This window comes from Pectobacterium aroidearum, assembly GCF_041228105.1.
GTDB classification, from domain to species: domain Bacteria; phylum Pseudomonadota; class Gammaproteobacteria; order Enterobacterales; family Enterobacteriaceae; genus Pectobacterium; species Pectobacterium aroidearum.
The window spans coordinates 4,994,569-5,019,490 of the sequence record NZ_CP166097.1; the positions used below are offsets into that span (position 1 = coordinate 4,994,569).

Here is a 24,922-nt window from a genome sequence, read left to right on the forward strand (position 1 = left end):
CGCTGGCTTAGGGCGTATGCATCGTGCCATCAGGCAGGCGGCTCTGTGTCCATTCGTGCGGACGATAGACGACGGGGAACTGCCGCGCCGCGTCCAGATCGATCCCGACACCAATGCCGGGGCGCTCAATCGGATACAGATAGCCATTCTCCGGCTCTACCGCCTGCGGGAAGACCTTACGGGTATTTTCCGGGTAAGCGACAAACTCCTGAATGGCTGCATTGTGCAGGTGGATATTGAGGTGAATGTTGACCGCCGCGCCGATAGGCGTCATATCCGGTGGGCAGTGCCACGCCAGCCGAACGCCAAAGTTCTGACAGAACGCACCCAGCTTCAGTGCAGGTGTAATCCCGCCAATCTGTGAGACATGGCAGCGAATGAAATCAATCTGCCGGTTAATCACCAGATTCTGCCACTCGGCAGGATTATTAAATAGCTCCCCAGTCGCCAGCGGCACCGCGCTCTGGCTGCGGATCTGCGCCAGCCACTCGTTTTGCGCAGGCGGCAAAATATCTTCGATGAAATAGGGACGATAGGCTTCTACTGCTTTGGCGAACTGCACGGCCTGATTCGGGAACAGGCGCTCATGGACATCATGCAGAATGTGGAAACGATCGCCGTATTTCTCGCGCAACGCACGGAACATGCCGATCGTGTTAGCCATGTACTGATCTTGATCGTAATAGGCTCCTTCCGTTGGCTGGCGCGTACTGTGCAGCGCGTCAGGATTGCCACCATAGAACCCTAACTGGCAGCGGATATGGCGATAACCCTGCGCATACAGCCGTTCTACGTCCTGATACAGCCCATCCAGCGTATCGCTGGCAGCATGACTGTAGGCCGCGATCGCATCGCGGGATTTCCCACCAAACAGGTGATAGAGCGGCATATCCGCCAGCTTGCCCTTGATGTCCCACAGCGCCATATCGACGCCCGCCACCGCATTGTTGATCACCGGCCCGTTACGCCAGTAGGCGTTAACCATCATCATGTGCCAGAGATCTTCGATATGGTTAGCATCCCTTCCGACTAAAAGCGGTTTGAGGTACTCGTCGACCATCGCTTTTACAGCCAGCGGGCGCTGCTGGAAGGTCGCACAGCCATAACCCGTGATACCTTTATCTGTACGAACCACCACCGTCACTAAATTATGGCGGTCAGGGCGGGTAACAAGACATTCAATGTCAGTAATGATTGTCGGTAACAAAAAAATATCCTCCGACGCATTTCCCGGAATAGCGATAACCGGTAAAGATGCAGTCTAAAAATCAGTTTCTTTTTTGTTTTCTACTTATTTTTTCTTTTATTGTAAATCTCTTATTTAAAATAATTATTTTGGTTTGAAAAATCCATCTAATTGATAAAAAAACCAGACCAATTATGGAATAATTGCAATAAACACTCCTTTACAGGCTAATCATGTGATGAATCTCATGTTTTATTGGTTTGTTTTTTATTTTTTAAGATTTTACTATCTGAGGAAATAATTCGGCCAAAAATAACATAAGGTCATGTTGGGGGTTTATTCCATGGGAAAAAATGACGTTATTCAGTCAATCATTAAACTGGTTGGCGGAAACGAAAACATTAATAAAGCCTGGCACTGTATGACGCGGCTTCGGTTTGATTTAATTGATGAAAGTAAAGTGCAAACTGAGGCCATCAAGAATCTGCCAGGAATATTAGGTGCTCAACACCAAAGTGAGCAATTTCAGATTATTATCGGGCCACAGGTCAACGAGTATTACGAACTGCTGAGCGCACAGCTTTCCCCGACGGCACTTTCCTCCGACGCACCAGCGCAGCCAGACGCGCAGAAGTCAAAAAAGGGGCTGGTTTCGCTGTTCATGGATACAGTTTCTGGCGTGTTCGGCCCGATCGTTCCCGCCATCGCTGGCGCAGGGATGATCAAAGGGCTGCTGGCTGGATTGATCGCCATGAAAGTGATCTCCGCGAAAACCGATACGGTGATCGTCCTCGATCTGATCGCCAGCGGTGTGTTCTATTTCCTTCCGTTCTTCCTTGCGGTCTCGGCTGCCAAGATATTTAAAACGAACGAATATCTGGCGGCGGCCGTTGCGGCCTGCCTGATGTATCCGTCTTTGATGGAAGCGGCGAAAGCCTTAGCCAGCCACAGCCCCGATGCGGTCAGCGCGTTTTACTTCATGGGCATATTGCCCATTTCGGTGTTCAACTACTCTGCCAGCGTCATCCCGGTCATTTTCTCCGTGCTGGCATTGAGCTATATCCACCGCTGGGTCGATCGCATAATGCCTTCGGTGCTGAAAACCGTATTTACGCCAACGCTGACGCTGTTTATCACCGCGCTGGTGTCGCTCACGGTGATCGGGCCATTCGGGATCTACCTTGGTAAACTGCTGGCGCTGTTTATTCAGAGCCTGTTCGATGTGTCATCTATCTTTGCCGGTTTCGTGGTGGGTGCAATTCGGCCTGTCGCCATCCTGACTGGTATGCATCACGCCATGACGCCTATTGCGCTGCAAAACTTCGCCGATCAGGGTTTTGATATGCTGATGCCGATGATGTGTATGGCTAACATGGCGATTGCAGGTTCCACGTTTGCCATCTATTTCCACGCCAAAACCCGTCAGGATAAATCTGTCGTGCTGTCTGCTGGGGTGTCTGCACTGCTCGGAATCACGGAACCCGCACTCTTCGGCGTGCTGACCAAGTACAAAAAAGCGTTTATCGCCGCCACCGTTGCCAGCTCTATTGCGTCGGCCTTTATCGCGTTCTTCGGTGTCCGGCTGTATGGCTACATTCTCTCGAGTATTTTCAGCCTGCCAGCCTACATCGGCCCGTACTTTAGCTACGCCGTTTCCGGCATGGCCATCGCCATCGTGCTTTCCTTCACGCTGACCTACATCCTGGTTGTCAGAGCCTCCAAACAGTCGTAACCGCACTCGCGGGGCCGTTGCGCCCCGCCATCCCCCCTCCGCGATACTCTAAATAATTCGAGTTTCAGGACAAAACGTTAGCGTTTTGAACAACGCAAAGCGTTGGCCCGCATGGTGAGGCTCATTTATGCGCCTCGTAACGCGGCAAGCGAAGGAATCCCGATGAGCTTACTCAGGTAAGTGATTCGGGTGACTGACAAATCTGCCAGAGGCAGGTTTGAACGCTGCTTGCAGCGGCCCCAACGGGGTGAGACACACGCTAGTGTGTCGAGTAACGTAGCCAACGCACATGCAACTTGAAGTATGACGAGTATATTAGTTAGCCTAATATCCGCGCCCCTGTAATTAAATTTCACAAATTGCCAAGCCCGCCTTAATGCAAGTACAAAGAATAAGGAGAAGAAAAAATCGTCAATTGACGAACCCGCCTTATCGTGGCTAGATGGAGGCAGTGCGTCAAAATATGTCAAGTGAAATAAACTTACAAAAATGGTAGGGATGGGTCAGGGTAACTATGAACGAACAATATTCCGCAATGCGCAGTAACGTCAGTATGCTCGGCAAACTGCTCGGCGACACCATCAAGGAAGCGCTGGGTGAAAATATCCTTGATAAAGTCGAAACAATCCGCAAGCTGTCAAAGTCTTCCCGCGCAGGTAATGAAAAACATCGTCAGGAGTTGCTGACCACGCTGCAAAACCTGTCTAACGATGAACTGTTGCCCGTTGCCCGCGCATTCAGCCAGTTCCTTAACCTGACCAATACCGCTGAGCAATATCATACGATTTCACCGCACGGTGAGGCAGCGAGCAACCCGGCACAGCTTTCCAGCGCCTTTGAGCGTCTGAAAGAAAGTAAAGATCTGACCGAGCGAGATATCCGTGACGCCGTGGAATCGCTGTCGATCGAACTGGTGCTGACCGCACACCCGACCGAAATTACCCGCCGGACGCTGATCCACAAGCTGGTGGAAGTGAATACCTGCCTCAAGCAGCTCGACCATAACGATCTGGCTGATTATGAACGCAATCAGATCATGCGTCGCTTGCGCCAGCTGATCGCGCAGTCCTGGCACACCGATGAGATCCGTAAAATTCGTCCTACCCCGGTAGATGAAGCCAAATGGGGCTTCGCCGTGGTGGAAAACAGCCTGTGGGAAGGCGTCCCCGCGTTTTTACGCGAGCTGGATGAGCAGTTGGAACAGGCTTTCGGCTACCGTCTGCCCGTTGACGCCGTTCCGGTGCGCTTTACTTCCTGGATGGGCGGTGACCGTGACGGTAACCCGAACGTGACGGCGGAAGTGACTCGCCATGTGCTGTTACTCAGCCGCTGGAAAGCCGCCGATCTGTTCCTGCGTGATATTCAGGTGCTGGTTTCCGAGCTGTCGATGTCCGAATGTACGCCGGAGCTGCTGGAGCTGGCTGGTGGTAGCGAAGTCCAGGAACCGTACCGCGCCATCATGAAATCACTGCGTTCACAGCTGAGCAGTACGCTGAGCTATCTGGAAGCGCGTCTGACAGGCGAAGAACGTCTGCCCCCCAAAGACCTGCTGATTACCAACGAACAGCTTTGGGAACCGCTCCACGCCTGTTACCAATCGCTGAAATCCTGCGGCATGGGCATCATCGCCGATGGTCGCCTGCTGGATACGCTACGTCGCGTGCGCTGCTTCGGCGTGCCTTTGGTCCGCATCGATGTCCGTCAGGAAAGCACCCGTCACACCGAAGCGCTGGCTGAAATTACCCGCTATCTGGGTCTGGGCGACTACGAAAGCTGGTCAGAGTCCGACAAGCAAGCCTTCCTGATCCGCGAACTTAGCTCCAAGCGCCCGCTTCTGCCGCGCTACTGGGAACCCAGTGCGGATACCAAAGAAGTGCTTGATACCTGTCGGGTCATCGCTAAAGCGCCGCAGGGCTCTATCGCCGCCTACGTTATTTCAATGGCACGCACGCCTTCCGACGTGTTGGCCGTTCACCTGCTGCTCAAAGAAGCGGGCTGCCCGTTTGCTCTGCCAGTCGCGCCGCTGTTTGAAACGCTGGACGACCTGAACAACGCCGATGATGTCATGACGCAATTGCTAAGCATCGACTGGTATCGCGGCTTTATTCAGGGCAAGCAGATGGTCATGATCGGTTATTCCGACTCTGCAAAAGACGCGGGCGTGATGGCCGCTTCCTGGGCGCAGTACCGTGCACAGGACGCCCTGATCAAAACCTGCGAGAAAGCGGGTATCGCACTGACGCTGTTCCACGGACGTGGCGGTTCCATCGGTCGCGGCGGCGCGCCGGCTCATGCCGCGCTGCTGTCACAACCGCCGGGCAGCCTGAAAGGCGGCCTGCGCGTGACCGAACAGGGCGAGATGATCCGCTTTAAATACGGCCTGCCGGAAGTCACCATCAGCAGTCTGGCGTTGTATACCGGTGCGATTCTGGAAGCGAACCTGCTGCCACCACCGGAACCAAAACAAGAATGGCACGAGGTGATGGATGAACTGTCCCGCGTGTCCTGTGATATGTACCGTGGATACGTGCGTGAGAACCCGGATTTCGTTCCTTACTTCCGCGCTGCGACGCCAGAGCTGGAACTGGGCAAACTGCCGCTGGGGTCACGTCCGGCCAAGCGTCGTCCGAACGGCGGTGTAGAAAGCCTGCGCGCTATCCCGTGGATTTTCGCCTGGACGCAGAACCGTCTGATGCTGCCAGCCTGGCTCGGCGCGGGTGCCGCGTTGCAGAAAGTGGTGGATGACGGCAAACAGGAACAGCTGGAAGAGATGTGTCGCGACTGGCCGTTCTTCTCAACGCGTATCGGTATGCTGGAGATGGTGTTCGCCAAAGCCGACCTGTGGCTGGCGGAATATTACGATCAGCGTCTGGTCGAAGAGAAGCTGTGGCCGTTAGGGAAACAGCTGCGCGATCAGCTGGCCGCCGACATCAACATCGTGCTGGCGATCTCTAACGACGATCACCTGATGGCGGATCTGCCGTGGATCGCGGAATCGATCGCCTTGCGTAACGTCTACACCGATCCCCTGAACGTGTTGCAGGCAGAGTTGCTGCATCGTTCACGTCAGCAGGAAAAACCGGATGCCGATCTGGAGCTGGCGCTGATGGTCACCATCGCCGGTGTTGCAGCGGGTATGCGTAATACGGGTTAATCACCCAGGCAGCAAAGCTACACACAGCAAAACTATACACAACAAAACAAAGGCCGGTCAGTCGACCGGCCTAAAACAGAACCTTACGCCAGATATTTATCCTGCAAATAGTTCCGCGCACGATTATCCAGACCGTATTCCACCTCAAGCCAGCTATCGATCGAGCCGTGTCGTTCGTAGATAGCCTGCAACGCCGTCACGATGAACTCTTCCTGCACCGACAGCACATAAGAGAACTGTCCCAGCGCTTTCTCATTCAGCGTTGCCGACAAATGCGTCAACAGTTGCTGGCGAAATGGCGTCAGCGTTGTTTCCGTCAGCAGGTAATCTTCCATTACCGTCTGTTCATCCGCACCCAGCGCAAACATCACTAATGCTGAACCAATACCCGTACGATCTTTACCCACGGCACAGTGCTGTACCAACCCGCCCTCATCTGGCCGTAATAGCAGCGACACCAGCTGTTTATAGGCAGAATTATTGAAAGGCAAACGGCGATAAAGCTCCAACATAAACGCCCGGGAATCAAACGCCGCCAGCACATCAGATCCCAGCGAGTCCAGATTGGCCGTCACTTCGTGACGCAATGGGTTGGCCGGATAGGCGTGATAATTAGCGCCCGTCCACAAGACATCAGGCTTCTGCGCAATTTCATCGGCATCCCGATAGTCCACCACATGGGAAATAGGCACACCCGCAAGATGTTCGCAGTCAGCCTGACTCAGCAGATCCAGCGAGCCGGAGCGAAAAAGTTTACCGTGTCGGATAAGCCGCCCATCAGCAGCACGGTTACCGCCTAAATCACGGAAGTTGATTCCGCCGTCCAGCGGTAATAAAGAGGGATGAAGCAACATTGGTTCGGTCATACATCTCCTTGCGAGGTTGAAAGGCGAGCAAGGCAACCGTATTACACACGCAGAGCGCGTCGCAGGTTAACCCAATAAACCAGAACAAGTGATTAGGATAAAGGCTGGTCTCTGCGATGACCAGCCCAAAATAACATCAACTTTTGTGCTTATTCAGCCGCTAACAAACGGCGTGTGGCATCCAGCAACACCTTGATCACGGTGGTTTCGGCCAGCTTCATGGTTGCTGCATCCGGGATTTCCTGCTGGGTACGGTTCACGATCACGCCCGCGATCATGCCCGCTTTTAGCCCCTGACTGGCGCACATGGTCAGCAGCGTGGCAGATTCCATTTCATAGTTCAGCACGCCCATGCTCTGCCACTCTTCCATCGAACCGCGGAAGCGACGCACCACGCGTCCAGAGAAGGTGTCGTAACGTTCCTGACCCGGGTAAAACGTATCAGAAGACGCCGTGATGCCCACGTGCAACGCCGCCCCCGACGCCTTCGCTGCGTCCACCAGCGCAGTGGTACAGCCGAAATCAGCCACGGCTGGGAATTCCATCGGCGCGAAGTGCAGGCTTGCACCGTCAAGACGGACGGCGGCAGTGGTCACCAGCACATCACCCACATTGATACCAGACTGAATCGCCCCTGTTGTACCGACGCGCAGGAAAGTACGGATGCCGAGCTGTGCCAACTCTTCTACCGCGATGGACGTTGACGGGCCGCCAATACCGGTCGAGCAAACAATGACTGCCTTGCCGTCCAGTTCCGCACGCCAGGACGTAAATTCACGGTGTGACGCCAGATGTACCGGGTTATCCATCAGGCGAGCAATTTTTTCGACACGCTCAGGATCGCCGGGCACGATAGCCAGCGTCGCACCCTGTAAATCGTTCTTGACCAGACCAAGATGGAACACATCAGATGTAGACATAACTGCCTCCCGGGCAATCAATTGGGTATTCAGAGAAATCACACCGGACGCCTCATAACGTAGTCTATGAGCGTCCGTTTAATAAAAAGACTCTAGCGCATCATTACGTTTTTTTAAGTGACTAAAATCACCTATAAAAAAGAAACAAACATCAACATACATAAAAAACGTGATATGAATCACTATTTATCAGGTGATGAATGCATTTTTGCCGCTTAATTGTCTTCTAGTGTAGATTCTTTAGCCTTATCAGTTACGACAACGAACCAAACTCAATACTCTCTGGTTCAATCATTGCCAGAAAGGCATCACATAGAATTTCCCCTTGCCAGGATGCACAAATGGCTTCTGCGTACTGCTGATTGTCGGCAAAGGCGAGATCGATAAAAACGCCATTATCCAGACTGACTAAATGCTGGCTTTTCCAGCCCGGCTGAAGTGAAAGGTGACGTTCTACCATCTGATTATATGCCTGGCGCATGTCACTCTCCTGAATCCCCTGCTTGAGACGAAATCGCCCTATTTCGATACCGCCTCTGCTTGTTACTGGCGGTGCGTCCGCCATTTGAACGGTATAGTGCCCCATGCTGTGCAGCGCACTGACCGAAGATCTGAAGCAGGAAAATTCCGGTTGGCTTTCAACCGCTTTTGCCGCAGCACGTGCTGCTTCAAGACTATTCCACACCACAAGATCGACACGCTCGGCGGAAATATCGATGCCTGAAAATGCGATCCAGTCGATAAACCCAGGGAAATGCTTTAACAGACGTTGTGCTGATACGCGCGCTGCATCGGCCTCTTGCTGGGTTTTCACTGTATAAGTGACGATTTCGTAACATGGGGTAGCCATTGTGAACTCCGTAATCATGATGATATGAAGCCCGAATCGTATTACACCACCCTGACAGAACTTGTCAGGGTGGTGTACTCTCTTCTCATGAAAACTATTCGGCTATTCTCTCTACTCGATCATCTTCGCGGCCGTGTGCACCCGGTATCAGCGGAAATATTAGCCCAAGCGTTGAATGTATCGGTCAGAACGATCTACAGGGATATGGCGGCACTACAAACCATCGGCGCCCCTATTCGCGGAGAATCGGGGCTCGGTTACCTACTTGAAAAAGACTACTTCCTGCCCCCGCTGAATTTTGATCCAGATGAATTGGACGCCATTATGCTGGGAATGCGGCTGATAGGTGCCAGGGGCGATGACATGCTTTCCGCAGCAGCCAGACGGGTTTCAGCAAAAATCAGCGCCGTGATTGATGTCAAAAAATCTGATAGCTATAAGTCGCTTCCTCTCAGAGCGGTTTCCCGACATACCGAGGAAAGTGAGAAAGCCATAAAACACCTGGCTTTTATTCGCCTTGCTATCCGTAACAAGCTTCAACTACGTATTGCCTATGTTGACCTGCAAGGCAGAGAGAGCGATAGAATCGCTCGTCCTCTCGGGTTAACCCTGTTTGATGCCGTGTGGTTACTCACGATATGGTGTGAAACTCGCTCAGACTTTCGCAATCTAAGGGTCGATAACATCACTTCCGTGGCGGAGACCGGCCTATACTTCAGACCAGAGAAAGGGAAACGCTTCGAAGACTATCTCAATACGCTGTAGGCAGAATACGGCTAACTACGATTCATCGATAACAGGAGAGCGCGTAATGAAGACTGATGAACAGACGACCTTCAAACATCTTCCCCAGGGGCTATCCCCAGCAGTGGAGCCGCAGACCTCCTCCATCGTTACCACAGATTCTGTCGGTATCATTGCCAGTGAAACCACCATTCCTTCTCAGGGTGAGCAGTTGCCCGCGTATATCGCCAGACCGGCAAATCATGAGAAGCCGCTTCCTATCGTTTTGGTGGTGCAGGAGATTTTCGGCGTTCATCAACATATTCAGGACGTGTGCCGCAGGCTGGCCAAACAGGGCTACATGGCCATTGCGCCAGAGCTGTATTTTCGTCAGGGTGACCCCAGCCAATATGACAATATTCAGCGAATCCTGACCGAGCTGGTTTATAAGGTGCCCGATACACAGGTGCTGTCCGATCTTGATCACACGGCCAACTGGGCGATTAAACAGGGCGGTGATGCCAGTAAGCTGGCGATCACCGGTTTCTGCTGGGGCGGACGCATCACCTGGCTCTACGCCGCGCACAACCCGCAGCTCAAGGCAGCCGTTGCCTGGTATGGTAAGTTTACGGGTGAGAAAACGTTGAATAGCCCCAAACATCCGGTCGATATTGCAACGGAATTGGAAGCCCCTGTGCTGGGGTTATATGGCGCGAAGGACGAAGGGATTCCGTTGACACAGGTTGATATCATGCGGCAGGCGCTACGCGCTGCCAATGCGGAGGCAGATATCATCGTCTACCCCGATGCCGGCCATGCTTTCCATGCCGATTATCGGCCAAGCTACCATGAAGAATCTGCACAAGACGGCTGGCAGCGTATGCTGGCGTGGTTCCAGAAAAACGGCGTGGCGTAACGTCACCACACCGTTTTCGTACTTAGCTATTCGCTAAAACGCCACCGGAGGTCGGTGGCGTTTGTGTTTTATCGTTTTACCACATGACAAAGTCAGGCAGCCTTAGAACGACGTCCAGTCGCTGTTATTACCCTGATCTTTCGCAGCAGCAGGCGCTAAAGACAGCGTTGGCGTGCGCACTGGCGCTGAGGCATACGAGGCGGTTTTACCACTGCCATAAGACAGAAGTTTAAACGCACTTACCGCTTCCGCCAGAACGGAGGCCTGTGCTTGCAGAGACAGGGCCGCAGAGGCAGATTCTTCAACCAGAGCCGCGTTCTGCTGGGTCGTGGTATCAATCTGTCCCACCGCCAGGTTCATCTGGTTAATCCCGTCGCTCTGTTCACGGCTGGCCTGCGAGATTTCACTGATAATCTCATTCACATCCCGCACATAGCCCGTTAACCCGCCCATGGTTTCTTCAGCTGTATCCACCAGCGACATGCCTTCCTGAATTTTGCTCACGGAGTCGTCGATCAAATCCTTGATCTCCCGCGCGGCAGTCGCACTACGCTGTGCCAGAGAACGAACCTCCCCTGCCACCACCGCAAAACCACGCCCCTGTTCGCCCGCACGCGCCGCTTCAACCGCCGCGTTCAGCGCCAGAATATTGGTCTGGAATGCAATGCCGTCAATCACACCGATGATCTCCGCCATACGCTGGGATGAATCGCGAATGCCGCGCATTTTCTGCGTCACGGAAACCATAACATCACCGCTTTGCTTCGCTGCACCAGAGGCTTTATTCGCAATCTCCGTCGCCTGCTGGGTGTTTTCCGCCGTGTTTTTAATGGTGGATGTCAGCTGTTCCATTGACGCAGCGGTTTCTTCCAGCGAGCTGGCCTGTTCTTCCGTGCGCGCTGACAGATCCTGATTACCTGCGGCGATTTGCGACGCTGCTGTCGAGATAGTTTCCGCCCCATCACGTACCTGTCCGACAATCGTGCTCAGGCTGGTGTTCATGTGATCTAACGATTGCAGCAGCAATCCGGTTTCATCTTTGCTGGTAACAGTGATGCGCGAGGTCAGATCGCCCTGCGCCACTCGGTCTGCTACTTGCAAAGCCTGCTGAATCGGTTGGGTTACACTGCGCGTAATTGACCAGGCAATCAGCGCCCCAAATACGGCGCCCAACGCCAAAATAAGCAGCAAAATAATACGGGTTTCGCTGTATACCTCAGCCATGGCTTCAACAGAGGTGTCCATCGCATCATCCTGATAGTTAACCAGTTGTCTTACCGCATCGCGGTACTGACGCTGGGTGACATTCAGGTTGTTGTTGAACTCCTCAATCGCCGCATCCCGGTTGCCCGCCACCACTTCGCTGATGATTTTGTCACCGGATTTCAAAAATTCGTTACGAATCGCGCGAATATCACGCAGTTGGGAAACGGAACGCTCTTCAACGGTTTGGCTTTCCAGCTTGTCCAACAGGCGGCCAATCTCCTGACGGAATTCGTTCACGCGAGCGACGTTTGTCTGGATCTGCGTCTGATCCGAAACCAGCATCAGCCGCTGATATGCCACCAGAATGCTGTTCACATTATCGATAAGGCTATTAGAATCAACAGTTTGAGGGTAAACATCTTTCACAATACTTCTGGCACTATCTTGAAAACTGGATAGCTTAGACAGGGAAAAAATACTCACGACAAACAACATCAAAATCAGGATGGCAAATCCGGCTCCCAGTCGATAGCCAATACGCCAATTCGCTAAACTCATGTCTCACTCCTTTTAGGTAATGCATAGCAATGTCAATTGCGCACATGTCGCAGCTTGATGGAACCACAGGGCGGAGAATGATTGACGCTCCGAAGGGGAAAAGCCTTCTGACGCGCCAGAGATACCTTAAGGCAGGCATTTTTACGCACGCTCTCAGCATGAGAGGCGCTATCAAAAATCAAATAGTTTCCCTCGGGTGTTGAGGTGCAAAAGTGGAAATAAATCTAACAATGCTACAAATACAACTGATAAGACCGCAGAGGCGTGATTGAAGTGATAATAGTGGTCTTCCCTCTCCGGACTCATGCAGCCATGGCCGCTCCTGTGTTATCCATCTTTATCGGCAATGTGTTTCTGAACTTTACAAATTGATCGTTTAAATCATTCAAAAACATACAATAAATAGATATTAACTATCGAAAGTTAAGTTTCGATCGGAAAAATCACAGATTAATCAACCAATAATTAACATGAATAACGCCTCAATTACATAAAAGGATAGTCAGACATATTTGATATTAAAAATAAAGAGATGAGAATATTTCTTAGTAAAGAATAACAAGCTGAATAAGAAGAGAAAAAATCATATTTGCTCTATACCGTCATACTTCAAGCTGCTTGTGCGTTGCCCGCCTTCACGCAACTCGAATTATTTAGGGTATATACCCTATATAGAGCGAATCAGGGGAGCGGTTGCTCCCCTATAGAGGTAGGCGCTGCGCTGCAACGCGATCAAACGATAGCCGTAAATTTACTCTTTACTTGCTAGTGCCAGAGACAGCGTTGGTGTGCGCATCGGCACATAAGATCCGCCATTACTACCGCTGTAAGACTGTATTTTGAACGCGCTCACGGCCTCCGCCAGAACGGAAGCCTGTGCTTGCAGAGACAGAGCCGCAGAGGCGGATTCTTCAACCAGAGCCGCGTTCTGCTGGGTCGTAGTATCAATCTGCCCAATCGCCAGATTCATCTGGTTAATCCCTTCACTCTGTTCACGACTAGCCTGCGAAATCTCGCTGATAATGTCGTGTACGTCCTTCACATGGGCCGTCAACCCGCCCATGGTTTCTTCAGCGGTATCGACAAGATCCATGCCTTCGCGAATTTTACCCACGGAGTCGTCGATCAAATCCTTAATCTCCCGCGCGGCGGTCGCACTGCGCTGCGCCAGTGAACGGACTTCTCCCGCTACCACCGCAAAACCACGCCCCTGCTCGCCTGCACGCGCCGCTTCAACCGCTGCGTTCAGCGCCAGAATATTGGTCTGGAACGCAATACCGTCAATCACACCGATGATCTCCGCCATACGCTGGGACGAATCACGAATACCGCGCATTTTCTGTGTCACGGAAAGCATGACATCGCCGCTCTGTTTCGCTGCACCAGTCGCCTTATTGGCAATCTCCGTCGCCTGTTGGGTGTTCTCAGCCGTGTTTTTGATGGTAGAGGCCAATTGCTCCATTGAAGCTGCCGTTTCTTCCAGCGAACTCGCCTGTTCTTCGGTACGCGATGACAGATCCTGATTACCCGCCGTGATTTGCGACGCTGCCGTCGAGATGGTTTCCGCCCCATCACGAACCTGGCCGACAATCGAACTCAAACTGGTGTTCATGCGATCTAACGATTGCAGCAGCAACCCGGTCTCATCCTTGCTGGTCACCGTGATGTGTGAGGTCAAATCGCCCTGCGCCACTCTGTCTGCCACTTGCAGCGCCTGCGCTATCGGGCGGGTTACGCTACGCGTGATCGCCCAGGCAATCAGCGCTCCAAATACCGCACCCAGAGCCAAAATAAGCAGTAAAATCATGCGAGTGCTGTTGTACACCTCAGCCATGGTTTCGACAGAGTTATCCATCGCATCATTTTGGTAGTTCACCAACTGCTTCACCGAGTCGCGGTAATTGCGCTGAATCACGTTCAGGGTGTTATTGAATTCCGCTACGGCGACGTCGTTATTACCCGCCAGTGCATCACTAATAATTTTATCGCCGGACTTGATGAACTCAGCACGAAACCCGCGGACAACCCCTACCTGCTTGCGGGCAAGCTCTCCTGAGGTATTCCTTTCCAGATTATCAAGCAGGCGACTAATCTCCTTGCGGTACGCCATAATCCGATCGACATATCCCTGCCGCTGTTCCTGGCCGGATACCAGCATCATCTGCAAATAAGCGACAAAGTGCCCATTCACATTATCGATGAGGTCATTAGCATCCACCGTTTGTGGGTAAACGTCTTTGACGATATCTCTGGCGCCATCCTGAAAACCAGAAAGTTTGGACAGAGAAAAAATACTCACGGTAAACAGCATCAGGATTAAGATGGCGAACCCGCCTCCTAATCGATAGCCAATACGCCAATTCGCTAAATTCACATCTCACTCCTTTTAGGTAATACATAATAATGACTACTGCGCACAGTTATCGTCTAATAACCTCGCAGAATGGGGAAAATAATCATTATCCGGGAAAATAAATATGCTTTATGGGTATATTAAATACTCATAAGAGAGTAATTACAGGCGCACTTTTAACATCAGTAAAGCGTTAGAGAAATACAAGAAACTTCGCGCTATTCATACATCCTGAGCCACCTCCATGCCGTTTACCTTATCGGCACAAGATTTCTGAGCTTTATGACGGCGTTGATTAAATCCTTTAATAAATAGAGATGTCGATAGTGGATGAATATTCATTTTTGACAAATAACCAGCTAGTCGATGCAGAGAAACAAGCGGGATAACACGGCAATTTTATTAAAGGAAAGACAATATCGTTAATTTTCGGGAAGGAAGAAAACACGACGGAGAAATAAGAATAAGTTGAGAGGAGGAAATAATGCGAACTTTATCTATTCGTAAGATATAAAAATCAGGGAGGCCATTGCCTCCCTGATGCCATCAGCAATTAAACATTACTGGGTTCACGCAAACGCTGTGCTGCCTGAACCATATTCGCCAGAGCCTGACGCGTTTCCGGCCAGCCGCGAGTTTTCAGACCGCAATCCGGGTTCACCCACAGGCGTTCAGCGGGAATACGCTGCGCCGCTTTCTTCAGCAGGGCTTCTATCCATTCCACGCTTGGTATGTTCGGGGAGTGGATATCATAAACGCCAGGGCCGATTTCATTCGGGTATTCGAATTCTTCAAACGACTCCAGCAATTCCATGTCGGAACGGGAGGTTTCAATCGTAATCACGTCTGCATCCAGCGCGGCGATAGAATCCATGATGTCGTTGAACTCGCAGTAACACATATGGGTATGGATCTGCGTATCATCTTTCGCCACGGCGGCATTCAGGCGGAAAGCATCCACAGCCCAGGACAGATACGCGTCCCAGTCAGAGCGGTGCAGCGGCAGACCTTCACGCAGTGCCGGTTCGTCAATCTGGATGATGCCAATACCTGCGGCTTCCAAATCCGCGACTTCATCCCGCAGCGCCAGAGCAATCTGCTTAGCGATGGTTTCACGCGTGACGTCTTCGCGCGGGAACGACCAGCACAAAATGGTCACCGGGCCTGTCAGCATGCCTTTCATTGGCTTGTCAGTCAGGGACTGTGCGTATTTCGCCCACTCAACGGTGATCGCTTCTGGACGGCTTACATCACCAATAATGACTGGCGGCTTCACACAGCGTGAACCGTAGCTCTGCACCCAGCCGTTCTGGGTAAAGATAAACCCATCCAGATGCTCACCGAAATACTCCACCATGTCGTTACGCTCGGCTTCACCGTGCACCAGCACGTCCAGACCCAGACGCTCTTGTTCAATCACCGCTTGCTTAATGTGCTCGGCAATACCGGTACGATAGTTATTGCTATCCAGACGGCCCTGCTTGAAATCCAGACGCAGACCGCGAATTTCAGTGGTTTGCGGGAAAGAACCGATCGTGGTCGTCGGCCATGCCGGCAGATTAAAGCGCTCACGCTGAGCCTCTGCACGCACCGAATAGACGTTCTGACGTTGGCTGTCTTGGGCGGTAATCGCTGCCAAACGCTGCGCAACGGCGGCGTTATTCACACGCGTCGAGGTACGGCGGGCGCGAATCGGTGCGCTGTAGGCTTCCAGAGCCTGACCGTTGCCGCTGTTCAGCGCCTGAGACAACAGTGACAGCTCCGCACATTTCTGAATCGCAAAGGCAAACCAGCTCTTCACTTCATCATCCAGACGCACTTCCACACTCAGATCGATAGGGCTATGCAGCAGCGAGCAGGAGCTGCCCAGCCACAGATCGCGCGTCCCCACCAGCGGTTGCAGACGCTCGAACCAGCTACTTAGATCGGCTCGCCAAACGTTACGGCCGTTAATCGCCCCCAGAGACAGTACCCAGTTAGCAGGCAGTTGGGCGCTCAGCGTAGCGGCATCATCCTTACCGTGAACCAGATCGACATGCAGTCCCTGAACCGGCAGCACCTTAATCGTTTCCAGATTCTGGCTAACGCTATCAAAATAAGTCGTCAGCAGCAGTTTCACCTGCCCCTGTAGTGCATCGTAGGCCGGTTTAAACGCGGCCAGCCACGCTTGCGGCAATTCCAGCACCAGTGCAGGCTCATCGATCTGCACCCACTCAATACCGCGTTTCGCCAGCTCAGCCAGCACCTGCTGATAAACCGGCAGAATATCCTGCAGCAGCGACAGGCGGTCAAACTGCTCACCTTTCACTTTACCCAGCCACAGGTAGGTAACCGGGCCTAACAGAACGGGCTTCACTTTATGGCCCAGCGCCAGTGCTTCATCAACTTCATCCAGCAGTTGTGTCCAGGTCAGCTTAAACTGCTGCCCTTTGGTAAACTCCGGCACCATGTAGTGGTAGTTAGTGTTAAACCACTTGGTCATTTCCGCCGCCGCAGCGGGTTGACCCGTTGGCGCACGTCCACGACCAATACGGAACAGCGTATCCAGATCGACCGAACCGTCTTCATTCTGATGACGAGCAGGTACGTTACCCAGCAGCAGACTGGTGGTCAGTACATGGTCGTACCAGGCGAAATCACCCACCGGCAGCAGATCAACGCCAGCATCCTTCTGTTGTTGCCAATGACGCGCACGCAGCTCGCGTCCAACGGTCAGCAACTCTTCCTGTGTCGCGTTACCTGCCCAGTAGCTTTCCTGCGCTTTTTTCAGTTCACGGCGTAATCCAACGCGCGGAAAACCCAGTGTGTGATTCACAATCGCCATCGTTAATTCCTCATTTAGCCGTCCAGATGTTTACACATCCATAATCCGCAGGTAGTGTAGTAACCACAAGCGCAATTTATTCACTGTCACTGTGAAGGACTCTCATGATCGAATTCAAACACCTGCGAACGCTGCAAGCACTGCGCAATACCGGATCGTTAGCCGCCGCTGCCGCTGCGCTTCACCAAACTCAATCGGCGTTATCCCACCAGTTCAGCGATCTGGAACAACGCCTTGGGTTCAGGCTATTCGTGCGCAAAAGCCAGCCGCTGCGCTTTACGCCTCAGGGAGACATTCTGTTGCAGTTGGCAGAGCAGGTGTTACCACAGATCCAGCAGGCGTTGCAGGCCTGCCATGAGCCGCACCAAACCACGCTGCGTCTGGCTATTGAGTGCCATAGCTGTATTCAGTGGCTGACGCCTGCGCTAGACGAGTTCCATCAACATTGGCCGCAGGTGGCGATGGACTTTAAATCGGGCGTGACATTCGACCCTCAGCCAGCGCTCCAGCAAGGCGAGCTGGATCTGGTCATGACCTCCGACATCATGCCGCGCAGTGGCCTGCACTATTCGCCTCTGTTTGATTTTGAAGTCAGGCTGGCGCTGGCTCCCGAGCATCCACTAGCTCAGAAAGAGAAAATCGAACCGGAGGATTTCACCGCCGAAACCCTGATGATCTATCCGGTACAGCGGCAGCGTCTGGACGTCTGGCGTCACTTTTTGCAGCCGGCAGGCGTCAGCCCTGCGCTGAAAAGCGTGGATAATACGCTGCTGCTGATTCAGATGGTTGCCGCCCGCATGGGCATCGCCGCACTACCGCACTGGGTGGTGGAAAGTTTCGAGCGTCAGGGGCTGATTGTCACCAAATCGCTGGGTGATGGACTGTGGAGCCGGTTGTACGCCGCCGTCCGCGACGGAGAGCAGCGCCAACCGGTGATTGATGCGTTTATTCGTTCGGCGCGTCAGCACGCTTGTGAGCACTTACCGTTTGTGAAGGACGCTTCACGACCCAACGCTGGTGTACCCACAGCGAGGACGTGATAATGACCGTTCCCACGATAAAACTCAGCCAGTCTGGCGTTTTATGCCAGATAGCGAAGTTGACCAAGAGCCCAGCAGGCACATGAAAGTTGTTCATTATGCTGAGCGTTCCGGCATCCACCTGAGTGGCGCCGTAGTTCCACATGAAATAACCCAGGCCGGAAGCGCCAATCCCCAGCCAGACCAGCACGCCCCACTGCAAGGTTGTGGTGGGTAATTTATCCAGATTGCCGAAGAGCAACCACGCGGTTATCGTCACGATCGCCGCCCCCAGATAAAACCAGGAAAATGCACAGTGCTGCGGCACCGGATAGAGCTCCATCAAGCGCTTATAGCCAACCTGACCTGCTGCAAAACATACGTTAGCCGCCTGCACCAGCAGGAATCCCCACCAGAAATGCTCACTCACGCCGTGATAGTGGATAACGGCTGCGCCGAATACCGCCAGCAGAGCGCTCATGACATAGCCCCAGCGCAAGCGCTGCCGAGCGAGCAGATCGTAAATCAGCGTGACGTACAGCGGCGTCATCACCGTAAAGAGTAAAAACTCAGGTACGGTCAGGTACAGGTAAGCCTGGAACACGAACAGGTACATGATACCCAGTTGGCAAGCACCCACTAACAGATACAAGAAAATAACGCGTGGCGCATAGCCGCGCAGGCGTAAAAATGGCAAAAACACCACTGCCGCCGCCGTCAGACGGAACATCGCAGAAAACCAGCTATCAACCTGACCCGCAAGATATTCGCCAATCAGACTGAATGAAAATGCCCACAAGATAGTGGTGATAGTAAGTAATGGCACAACAGCATCCGCTTAGAAAAAAGTAGCGCCATTGTAACGGAGATGACTGAATGAATTTCAGTCAATGTGGTTTACATTAGGGTAAATAATAGACAAATGAAAGCATCGGACCATTCTGACAAAATTCATCGATTAGCATAGCGCAAATCGACCAAAAAAAAGCCAGCCACCGTATACCGTGACGCACAGTATACCAATCATGTAATAAACTGTTTTATAGCGATTTTTAATGTAAAGATTACGTGCTAATGCAATAAATAAAGGCGTCACTAACAATAGAGCCGCCGCCCCTGCCTGTAAAGTTCGATTACGGAAAGACTGATGGGGAATACTACAGATAGAGTCTCCCGGCTCCATCATCCAGTCATATTTGTTGATCGAAAGTAACTCCATTATAAAATAGGCGAATAAAAAATACCCCACCATAGTGATAACATCTACGATATTTCCCTTACGTATTTTCATTCAGATATCAAGCCCCAGAAGTTTTCTTATATGGTTTCTAATTTGCAGTAACCGTATTCCATAAGAAATGTAGTCGAACTCAATAGAACCACGTTCCGGTTTAGCATCAATGAAACGAATAAACTCACTCAGTTTTCTCTGTATACCCCGGTTGTAACGGACTCCTGCCATCATGTACTGTTCATCATTCAAGTAAAGCGCTGCTACATCAGGATAATCATAGAGAATCATATCTCTTAGATGCTGGGCAACAATCCAGAGATTAAAATCGTCCTCCATCAGACAAGTAGCTAATTCAAGCTGATCTCGCGTCGTCAAAGTGTCCGGATTTAATCCTAACGTTCTCGCTGCAACTTGAATTTGCATAGCAACAGAACCAAAAGAGGTTTTATTTTCAGGGGATGACTTTAATCTCAAAATCCGTTTTATCTCAAAAACCTGAAATTTATATTCTTCTGGCATTCCACCGGACTCAATCCAAGCAACACCACCGAGTAGCTCAGGAAGGATTCCAGCCTGATGGGAGTACTTTATTATTTTTTCTTTATTGTACTGAATATATGAATCTTTATATGCATTTAAATAATACCCACCACTCTTTCTTTCAGGATTGCTTTTACCAAACTTCCAGAAAAGAACATCAATTTCGTCCCATTTTCTAAATCTAACTTTAGAAATATCACAAAATTTATTTCTTACGATAATATTTTCTTTCACCATCGTTCCTTTTATATTAATACACCTGTTCTTCCCATAAACTATAGCCACCAGTTCCAGCAATGTGGTGTTGCCAATCTATGCTTTGATAAGCAACAGATATCATTTCTTCTGGTTGGTTCTCTGCATGGGTTAAAGCGTGTGGATAGGAAACGGCAATGTTTCTTATAACTGCTCCAATAAGTTTAACAGAATAATATTTCTCCTGTACTCCAGTCTGCGCGGTTCGGTAAAAGTCGAACAAAAGCTCAAGTTTTTCATTATTTGCTATAGCATTACCCAAGAGCGGAGATGATTTATCAATGGGTTTACAGAACGTTATAGGTTGATGATTAATATTTTGGTTACGACTGATAGCATGATCGAATTGCAAAACAAAAATTTGGTCTTGATGCCTTATCTGATACTTATTACCAATCGAGTCGATGGTGCCACACTCAGCAGATATTTTCCCTTGTTGATTTCCCGTCAACGTTAGATAAATATTATTTGCCATATAAAATCCCTTTATCTCAGTTAATCCATAAAACCTTACTTTTACTCATTAATAGAATGCGTTAAAAATACACTTTAAATATCTATTAGATACATCCATGATTAATAAATATCACCAAACTATAGCATACTATAATTTTTATCCGGAATTTAACAAACCCAAACTAATGACTGATTATAGTTTCGTCAATAAAAAACTCAATAACTACGCCATATAATAAAAATTATAATAGTATTAATAAATATAAATGCTTAGTAAATCATTGTGGAGTGATACGATTTCGTTAACCTATACTATAGATATAGTACCGTTCGAAGCAGTAACGACCCCAGTAATACGGGATCGTTAACAGGCTGTATTAGGATTCATTTCTTTACATCAAAATATTCTTGATGAAAAGAAAAGGCTACTAAATCTGCCATCTTAACCATGCAAAGAAAACATTGCCGTTATTGTATGTACCGGGAATGTAAGTCGCCTGGAAAGAGAGCTTGTTATAGCTTATCGATGCCAAAGGCAACAAAACCGGAATAGGGATATAGTTCCAGTTATCACGCATCGTTACGCCAGCCGTAAAACCCAGACCCAGTTGAAAATCCTGATCGCTGGTTGGCCGCCAACGCTTTTCATAACCATAGCCACCGATAGGTTCCCATTTATTAAAGGAATCTTTAAAAGCCATGATATAAATCCCGTGCCAATCCCCATCCTTATCCAAACGGGAAACACCGTAACCCGCGCCCCACGGCCTTTCATTATATCTATCAGTCTTTTCTTTATCGTATGTCCAGCGGTTATGCCAGGTAATCGCCGGGATATAAATATCGTGGCTCTGCGGCGCGTTCCAAGTAGTGGACAGGTTATTTTTACTTCTCTGCCACCAGCTTTCCCCCTGCTTATCCGATACCGGATCACTGGAATCCACCGTGACAGGGGCAAGATTTTCGGTGCTGCTCGTATTATTTATGCTTTCTGCTGCGTAGCTCAAAAAAGGAACAATGGGTAGTGTAATCAAACTCAACGTGATTAAAGTTCGCTTCAAATACATATAAGATTCTCTGTAACGGCGTCACGATTCCATTCAAAAAAAGGTAATCCAGGCAAAGCTATTCTTGGTTGTTACCAAAATATATAGTTCAGTTTACGCAACCTGCCTACATCAACAGGAAACTAAAGCAGCCTATTATGAAGGGATAAACAGTGGCTGTACTTAAATAGATAGTGAATTCAGCGTGGTTTTCAGATGTTTCTTAGGAAGAATAACAAAAAAACACCTTATTTGTTGGTGGTTTATGCTCTGATGGAGAACCTTTTCGGGATAGATAGCAAGAGACGGTGAATCACCTACACCACGGGTGTTAGATGCCATCACCGTATTCAAAACCGCGATTGATGCCGTTGAAATACTGATCCATATCCATAGCGGGTTTATCGCTTTCCGGGCGACCGACGATACGAGCTGGCACACCTGCCGCCGTCGTGTGTGGAGGAACGGATTGCAACACGACAGAACCGGCACCAATTTTCGCACCACAGCCGACTTCAATGTTCCCCAGAATTTTCGCGCCTGCGCCAATCATTACGCCTTCGCGAATTTTAGGGTGACGATCGCCACTGGTTTTGCCCGTACCGCCCAGCGTCACGGACTGCAGAATGGAGACATCATTTTCAACGACGGCGGTTTCGCCGATCACAATACCGGTTGCGTGATCGAGCATGATCCCGCAGCCGATTCTCGCCGCTGGGTGAATATCGACACCAAAAGAGACCGAGATCTGGTTCTGGAAATAGACCGCCAGCGCTTGACGATCCTGCGACCAAAGCCAGTGACCAATACGATACGCCTGTAATGCATGAAACCCTTTCAGGTAGAGTAGCGGCGTCGAGTATTTATCTACTGCTGGATCGCGCAGGCAGACCGCCTGAATATCGCGCGCGGCAGAAACGATCATCTGTGGATCGGCGCTATAGGCTTCTTCGACCACCTCACGAATAGCAATCGCAGGCATAATCGAATTGGCTAACTTATTCGCCAGCATATAGCTCAGCGCACTCCCCAGATTCTCGTGTTTCAGCAATGTGGCATGAAAAAAGCTGGCCAGCATCGGTTCACAATCTGCGAGACTGCGCGCTTCTGCCTTGATATTGGTCCAGACCAGTTCCAGTTCTTCTGTCGACATTGCCATACTCTCCGAGATGCCACACACCACAACGTATATCTGTTCTCAAACGGCGGACTGATTAGCACCACCGCTCACATACAAGAAAATGAAGATACTATGAGCCTCCAAGATTAGGAAGCCCAGCATATACTCGTCATACTTCAAGTTGCATGTGCGTTGGCTACGTTCAGTCACCCGGGTCACTTACCTGAGTAAGCTCATCGGGATTCCTTCTCTTGCCGCCTTCCTGAAACTCGAATTATTTAGAGCATAGAACGACGTGTTTTATAATTTGGCGGTTTCGTCTTTACGCGTGCGCCCCAACAGGCTCAGTGCCGCCTCTCGGGCGTCTTTTCCGCAATAGAGAACTTGCCAGAGTTGTTCGGTAATCGGCATTTCAACGCCGTAGCGCTGCGCTAATGCCAGAACCTCTTTTGTATTGCGATACCCTTCAACAACCTGGCCAATGCTATCCTGCGCGCTCTGCACATCCATTCCCTGCCCCAGCATCATACCAAAGCGTCGGTTACGGGACTGATTATCAGTACAGGTCAGCACCAGATCGCCCAGCCCAGCCATCCCCATGAAGGTGGTGGGATCCGCCCCCAGCGCCGTACCAAGCCGAGTCATTTCAGCCAGCCCACGGGTGATCAATGCGGTGCGTGCATTTGCGCCAAACCCAATGCCGTCAGACATCCCGGCACCGATAGCAATGACGTTCTTCACCGCCCCGCCCAGCTGCACACCGATAAAATCTGGGTTGCTGTATACGCGGAAGCTCTTTCCACAGTGCAGTAGACGTTGCAGATCGTCAGCAAATTCACGGTCCGTCGATGCCAGAGCAATAGCCGTCGGCATGCCAGCTGCTAATTCTTTAGCGAATGTCGGGCCGGATACCACCGCGAGCGGAATGGTTTCGCCCAGCGCTTCGCGAGCGACATCCTGCAACAACCGTCCCGTTTCCGCTTCCAGCCCTTTCGTCGCCCACACGATACGCGCATCGGCACGCAAATGCGGTTTCAACTGACGCAGAACATCACCAAACACATGGCTCGGCACAACAACCAGCACGTTTCTGCTGGCAGCAAGCGCCTGCCCCAGATTGGTTTCCAACTGTAGTGAATCGGGGAAAGGGACATCAGGCAGGAATGCCTGATTACAGCGAGCGGCCTGTAATGCCTGAATGTGCGCGGGGTTGTGGCCCCACAGCACGACTCGATGGCCATTACGCGCCAGCGTAATGGCCAGAGCGGTGCCGTATGAACCGGCACCGATGACGGTCATGGAAGCGTCAGACGCGTTCATCAGGCATCCTGATGCTGCGCAGCGCCTTCACCTTCGGTCTGCTGCTGCAGGTAATTCATGAACAGCGCATCAAAGTTAACCGGAGCCAGATTCAGTTGCGGGAAGGTGCCGCGAGAAACCAGGCTGGTGATGCACTCACGCGCGTAAGGGAACAGAATGTTCGGGCAGTAAGCACCCAGGCAGTGCGCCAGTTGAGTTCCTTCAATGCCGCCAACGGTAAAGATACCACCTTGCTGAACTTCACACAGAAACGCAGTTTCTTCGCCCAGAGAAGCCGTTACGGTCACGCGCAGAACAACTTCATAGATGTCATCAGCCAGTTGGCTGGACGCCGTATCCAGATCCAGTTTTACTTCCGGCTGCCATTCCTGCTGGAACACCTGAGGCGCGTTCGGCGCTTCAAAAGAGATATCTTTGGTGTAGATACGCTGGATTTGGAAAGCCATTTCTGTGTTGTTTTGTTCAGACATGTTAAGTAATACCCTTTTGTTAGATTTTCTTGACGTCTTCCGTCGTCATAAGTAGGCGGACGTCAGCACATTTATGTCATTGTCGTACTGCAATCAGCCTGTCGGTTATCCTGCCAAATCGTTGCCATTTTCGCTGCATATGACCGATCACACTATGACCTATCACATACGGCA

At 51.0% G+C, this 24,922-nt stretch carries 20 protein-coding genes; 5 read left to right on the top strand and 15 right to left on the bottom strand.

From position 1 onward, the window contains the following. Positions 1–7: 7 nt before the first annotated feature. The gene (locus tag AB8809_RS22550) at positions 8–1,207 is read right to left on the bottom strand and encodes a starvation-sensing protein RspA (RefSeq protein ID WP_349856831.1); all 1,200 of its coding nucleotides are present in this window, start codon (positions 1,205–1,207) and stop codon (positions 8–10) included. Between the two features lie 322 nt (positions 1,208–1,529). Here AB8809_RS22550 and AB8809_RS22555 point away from each other — a divergent pair, with 322 nt between their 5' ends. Both AB8809_RS22555 and ppc read left to right on the top strand, forming a co-directional pair. After that, positions 1,530–2,918 carry a PTS transporter subunit EIIC gene (locus AB8809_RS22555; protein ID WP_015842156.1) on the top strand — a complete coding sequence of 463 codons (1,389 nt, stop codon included), beginning with the start codon at positions 1,530–1,532 and terminating at the stop codon, positions 2,916–2,918. A gap of 514 nt (positions 2,919–3,432) precedes the next feature. After that, entirely contained in the window at positions 3,433–6,072 is a 2,640-nt protein-coding gene (ppc, locus tag AB8809_RS22560) for a phosphoenolpyruvate carboxylase (protein WP_180778841.1), read from the top strand. 83 nt (positions 6,073–6,155) lie between these two features. Here the strand turns inward: ppc and AB8809_RS22565 are convergent, their stop codons facing one another. The 3 genes from AB8809_RS22565 to AB8809_RS22575 form a co-directional block, all read right to left on the bottom strand. Beyond that, positions 6,156–6,938: a tyrosine-protein phosphatase gene (locus AB8809_RS22565; protein ID WP_349856832.1), complete on the bottom strand. Its 783-nt coding sequence runs from the start codon at positions 6,936–6,938 to the stop codon at positions 6,156–6,158. A gap of 149 nt (positions 6,939–7,087) precedes the next feature. Beyond that, positions 7,088–7,858: a uridine phosphorylase gene (udp, locus tag AB8809_RS22570; RefSeq protein WP_015842159.1), complete on the bottom strand. Its 771-nt coding sequence runs from the start codon at positions 7,856–7,858 to the stop codon at positions 7,088–7,090. 253 nt (positions 7,859–8,111) lie between these two features. Beyond that, positions 8,112–8,708: a hypothetical protein gene (locus AB8809_RS22575; RefSeq protein ID WP_349856834.1), complete on the bottom strand. Its 597-nt coding sequence runs from the start codon at positions 8,706–8,708 to the stop codon at positions 8,112–8,114. A gap of 87 nt (positions 8,709–8,795) precedes the next feature. Between AB8809_RS22575 and AB8809_RS22580 the strand changes: the two genes are divergently transcribed. Both AB8809_RS22580 and AB8809_RS22585 read left to right on the top strand, forming a co-directional pair. Further along, entirely contained in the window at positions 8,796–9,473 is a 678-nt protein-coding gene (locus AB8809_RS22580; RefSeq protein WP_015842161.1) for a YafY family protein, read from the top strand. 46 nt (positions 9,474–9,519) lie between these two features. Next, positions 9,520–10,347, top strand: a complete 828-nt coding sequence (locus AB8809_RS22585; RefSeq protein WP_015842162.1) for a dienelactone hydrolase family protein — start codon at positions 9,520–9,522, stop codon at positions 10,345–10,347. 102 nt (positions 10,348–10,449) lie between these two features. Here AB8809_RS22585 and AB8809_RS22590 read toward each other — a convergent pair whose 3' ends face one another. From AB8809_RS22590 to metE, 3 genes are all read right to left on the bottom strand, one after another. Beyond that, on the bottom strand, positions 10,450–12,111 hold the full coding sequence (locus AB8809_RS22590) for a methyl-accepting chemotaxis protein (protein ID WP_015842163.1): 1,662 nt from the start codon (positions 12,109–12,111) through the stop codon (positions 10,450–10,452). 751 nt (positions 12,112–12,862) lie between these two features. Then, the gene (locus AB8809_RS22595; RefSeq protein ID WP_349856836.1) at positions 12,863–14,485 is read right to left on the bottom strand and encodes a methyl-accepting chemotaxis protein; all 1,623 of its coding nucleotides are present in this window, start codon (positions 14,483–14,485) and stop codon (positions 12,863–12,865) included. 532 nt (positions 14,486–15,017) lie between these two features. Further along, complete coding sequence (gene metE, locus AB8809_RS22600; RefSeq protein ID WP_349856838.1) at positions 15,018–17,288, bottom strand: 5-methyltetrahydropteroyltriglutamate--homocysteine S-methyltransferase; 2,271 nt, start codon at positions 17,286–17,288, stop codon at positions 15,018–15,020. 104 nt (positions 17,289–17,392) lie between these two features. Here metE and metR point away from each other — a divergent pair, with 104 nt between their 5' ends. Beyond that, positions 17,393–18,328, top strand: a complete 936-nt coding sequence (gene metR / locus AB8809_RS22605) for an HTH-type transcriptional regulator MetR (protein ID WP_180778836.1) — start codon at positions 17,393–17,395, stop codon at positions 18,326–18,328. Here the strand turns inward: metR and AB8809_RS22610 are convergent. The 8 genes from AB8809_RS22610 to secB all read right to left on the bottom strand — a co-directional run bounded on the left by AB8809_RS22610 (position 18,234) and on the right by secB (position 24,748). Beyond that, positions 18,234–19,133, bottom strand: coding sequence for a carboxylate/amino acid/amine transporter (locus AB8809_RS22610; protein WP_180778835.1), 900 nt, complete (start codon positions 19,131–19,133; stop codon positions 18,234–18,236). The genes metR and AB8809_RS22610 overlap by 95 nt on opposite strands. Before the next feature lie 132 nt (positions 19,134–19,265). Further along, positions 19,266–19,598, bottom strand: a complete 333-nt coding sequence (locus AB8809_RS22615; RefSeq protein WP_349856839.1) for a DUF2645 family protein — start codon at positions 19,596–19,598, stop codon at positions 19,266–19,268. Beyond that, a complete protein-coding gene (locus tag AB8809_RS22620; RefSeq protein WP_194431423.1) occupies positions 19,599–20,315 on the bottom strand; it encodes a hypothetical protein in 717 nt (238 codons plus the stop codon). Positions 20,316–20,331: 16 nt separating this feature from the next. Then, complete coding sequence (locus AB8809_RS22625) at positions 20,332–20,811, bottom strand: Hcp family type VI secretion system effector (RefSeq protein WP_015842170.1); 480 nt, start codon at positions 20,809–20,811, stop codon at positions 20,332–20,334. A 409-nt stretch (positions 20,812–21,220) separates the two neighbouring features. Next, positions 21,221–21,859, bottom strand: coding sequence for a lipid IV(A) palmitoyltransferase PagP (pagP, locus tag AB8809_RS22630; RefSeq protein ID WP_349856840.1), 639 nt, complete (start codon positions 21,857–21,859; stop codon positions 21,221–21,223). 310 nt (positions 21,860–22,169) lie between these two features. Then, complete coding sequence (gene cysE / locus AB8809_RS22635) at positions 22,170–22,991, bottom strand: serine O-acetyltransferase (RefSeq protein ID WP_015842172.1); 822 nt, start codon at positions 22,989–22,991, stop codon at positions 22,170–22,172. Between the two features lie 267 nt (positions 22,992–23,258). Further along, complete coding sequence (gpsA, locus tag AB8809_RS22640) at positions 23,259–24,278, bottom strand: NAD(P)H-dependent glycerol-3-phosphate dehydrogenase (protein WP_015842173.1); 1,020 nt, start codon at positions 24,276–24,278, stop codon at positions 23,259–23,261. After that, positions 24,278–24,748: a protein-export chaperone SecB gene (gene secB, locus AB8809_RS22645; RefSeq protein WP_014913761.1), complete on the bottom strand. Its 471-nt coding sequence runs from the start codon at positions 24,746–24,748 to the stop codon at positions 24,278–24,280. Before secB ends, gpsA begins: the two co-directional genes overlap by 1 nt. Positions 24,749–24,922 lie beyond the last annotated feature (174 nt).

Coding starts and splice junctions, on each gene's coding strand:
- AB8809_RS22555 (WP_015842156.1), top strand. CDS start 1,530: ATGGGAAAAAATGACGTTATTCAGTCAATCATTAAACTGGTTGGCGGA.
- ppc (WP_180778841.1), top strand. CDS start 3,433: ATGAACGAACAATATTCCGCAATGCGCAGTAACGTCAGTATGCTCGGC.
- pagP (WP_349856840.1), bottom strand. CDS start 21,859: ATGTATTTGAAGCGAACTTTAATCACGTTGAGTTTGATTACACTACCC.
- udp (WP_015842159.1), bottom strand. CDS start 7,858: ATGTCTACATCTGATGTGTTCCATCTTGGTCTGGTCAAGAACGATTTA.
- AB8809_RS22585 (WP_015842162.1), top strand. CDS start 9,520: ATGAAGACTGATGAACAGACGACCTTCAAACATCTTCCCCAGGGGCTA.
- AB8809_RS22615 (WP_349856839.1), bottom strand. CDS start 19,598: ATGAAAATACGTAAGGGAAATATCGTAGATGTTATCACTATGGTGGGG.
- AB8809_RS22565 (WP_349856832.1), bottom strand. CDS start 6,938: ATGACCGAACCAATGTTGCTTCATCCCTCTTTATTACCGCTGGACGGC.
- metR (WP_180778836.1), top strand. CDS start 17,393: ATGATCGAATTCAAACACCTGCGAACGCTGCAAGCACTGCGCAATACC.
- metE (WP_349856838.1), bottom strand. CDS start 17,288: ATGGCGATTGTGAATCACACACTGGGTTTTCCGCGCGTTGGATTACGC.
- AB8809_RS22625 (WP_015842170.1), bottom strand. CDS start 20,811: ATGGCAAATAATATTTATCTAACGTTGACGGGAAATCAACAAGGGAAA.
- AB8809_RS22580 (WP_015842161.1), top strand. CDS start 8,796: ATGAAAACTATTCGGCTATTCTCTCTACTCGATCATCTTCGCGGCCGT.
- AB8809_RS22575 (WP_349856834.1), bottom strand. CDS start 8,708: ATGGCTACCCCATGTTACGAAATCGTCACTTATACAGTGAAAACCCAG.
- secB (WP_014913761.1), bottom strand. CDS start 24,748: ATGTCTGAACAAAACAACACAGAAATGGCTTTCCAAATCCAGCGTATC.
- AB8809_RS22590 (WP_015842163.1), bottom strand. CDS start 12,111: ATGAGTTTAGCGAATTGGCGTATTGGCTATCGACTGGGAGCCGGATTT.
- cysE (WP_015842172.1), bottom strand. CDS start 22,991: ATGTCGACAGAAGAACTGGAACTGGTCTGGACCAATATCAAGGCAGAA.
- gpsA (WP_015842173.1), bottom strand. CDS start 24,278: ATGAACGCGTCTGACGCTTCCATGACCGTCATCGGTGCCGGTTCATAC.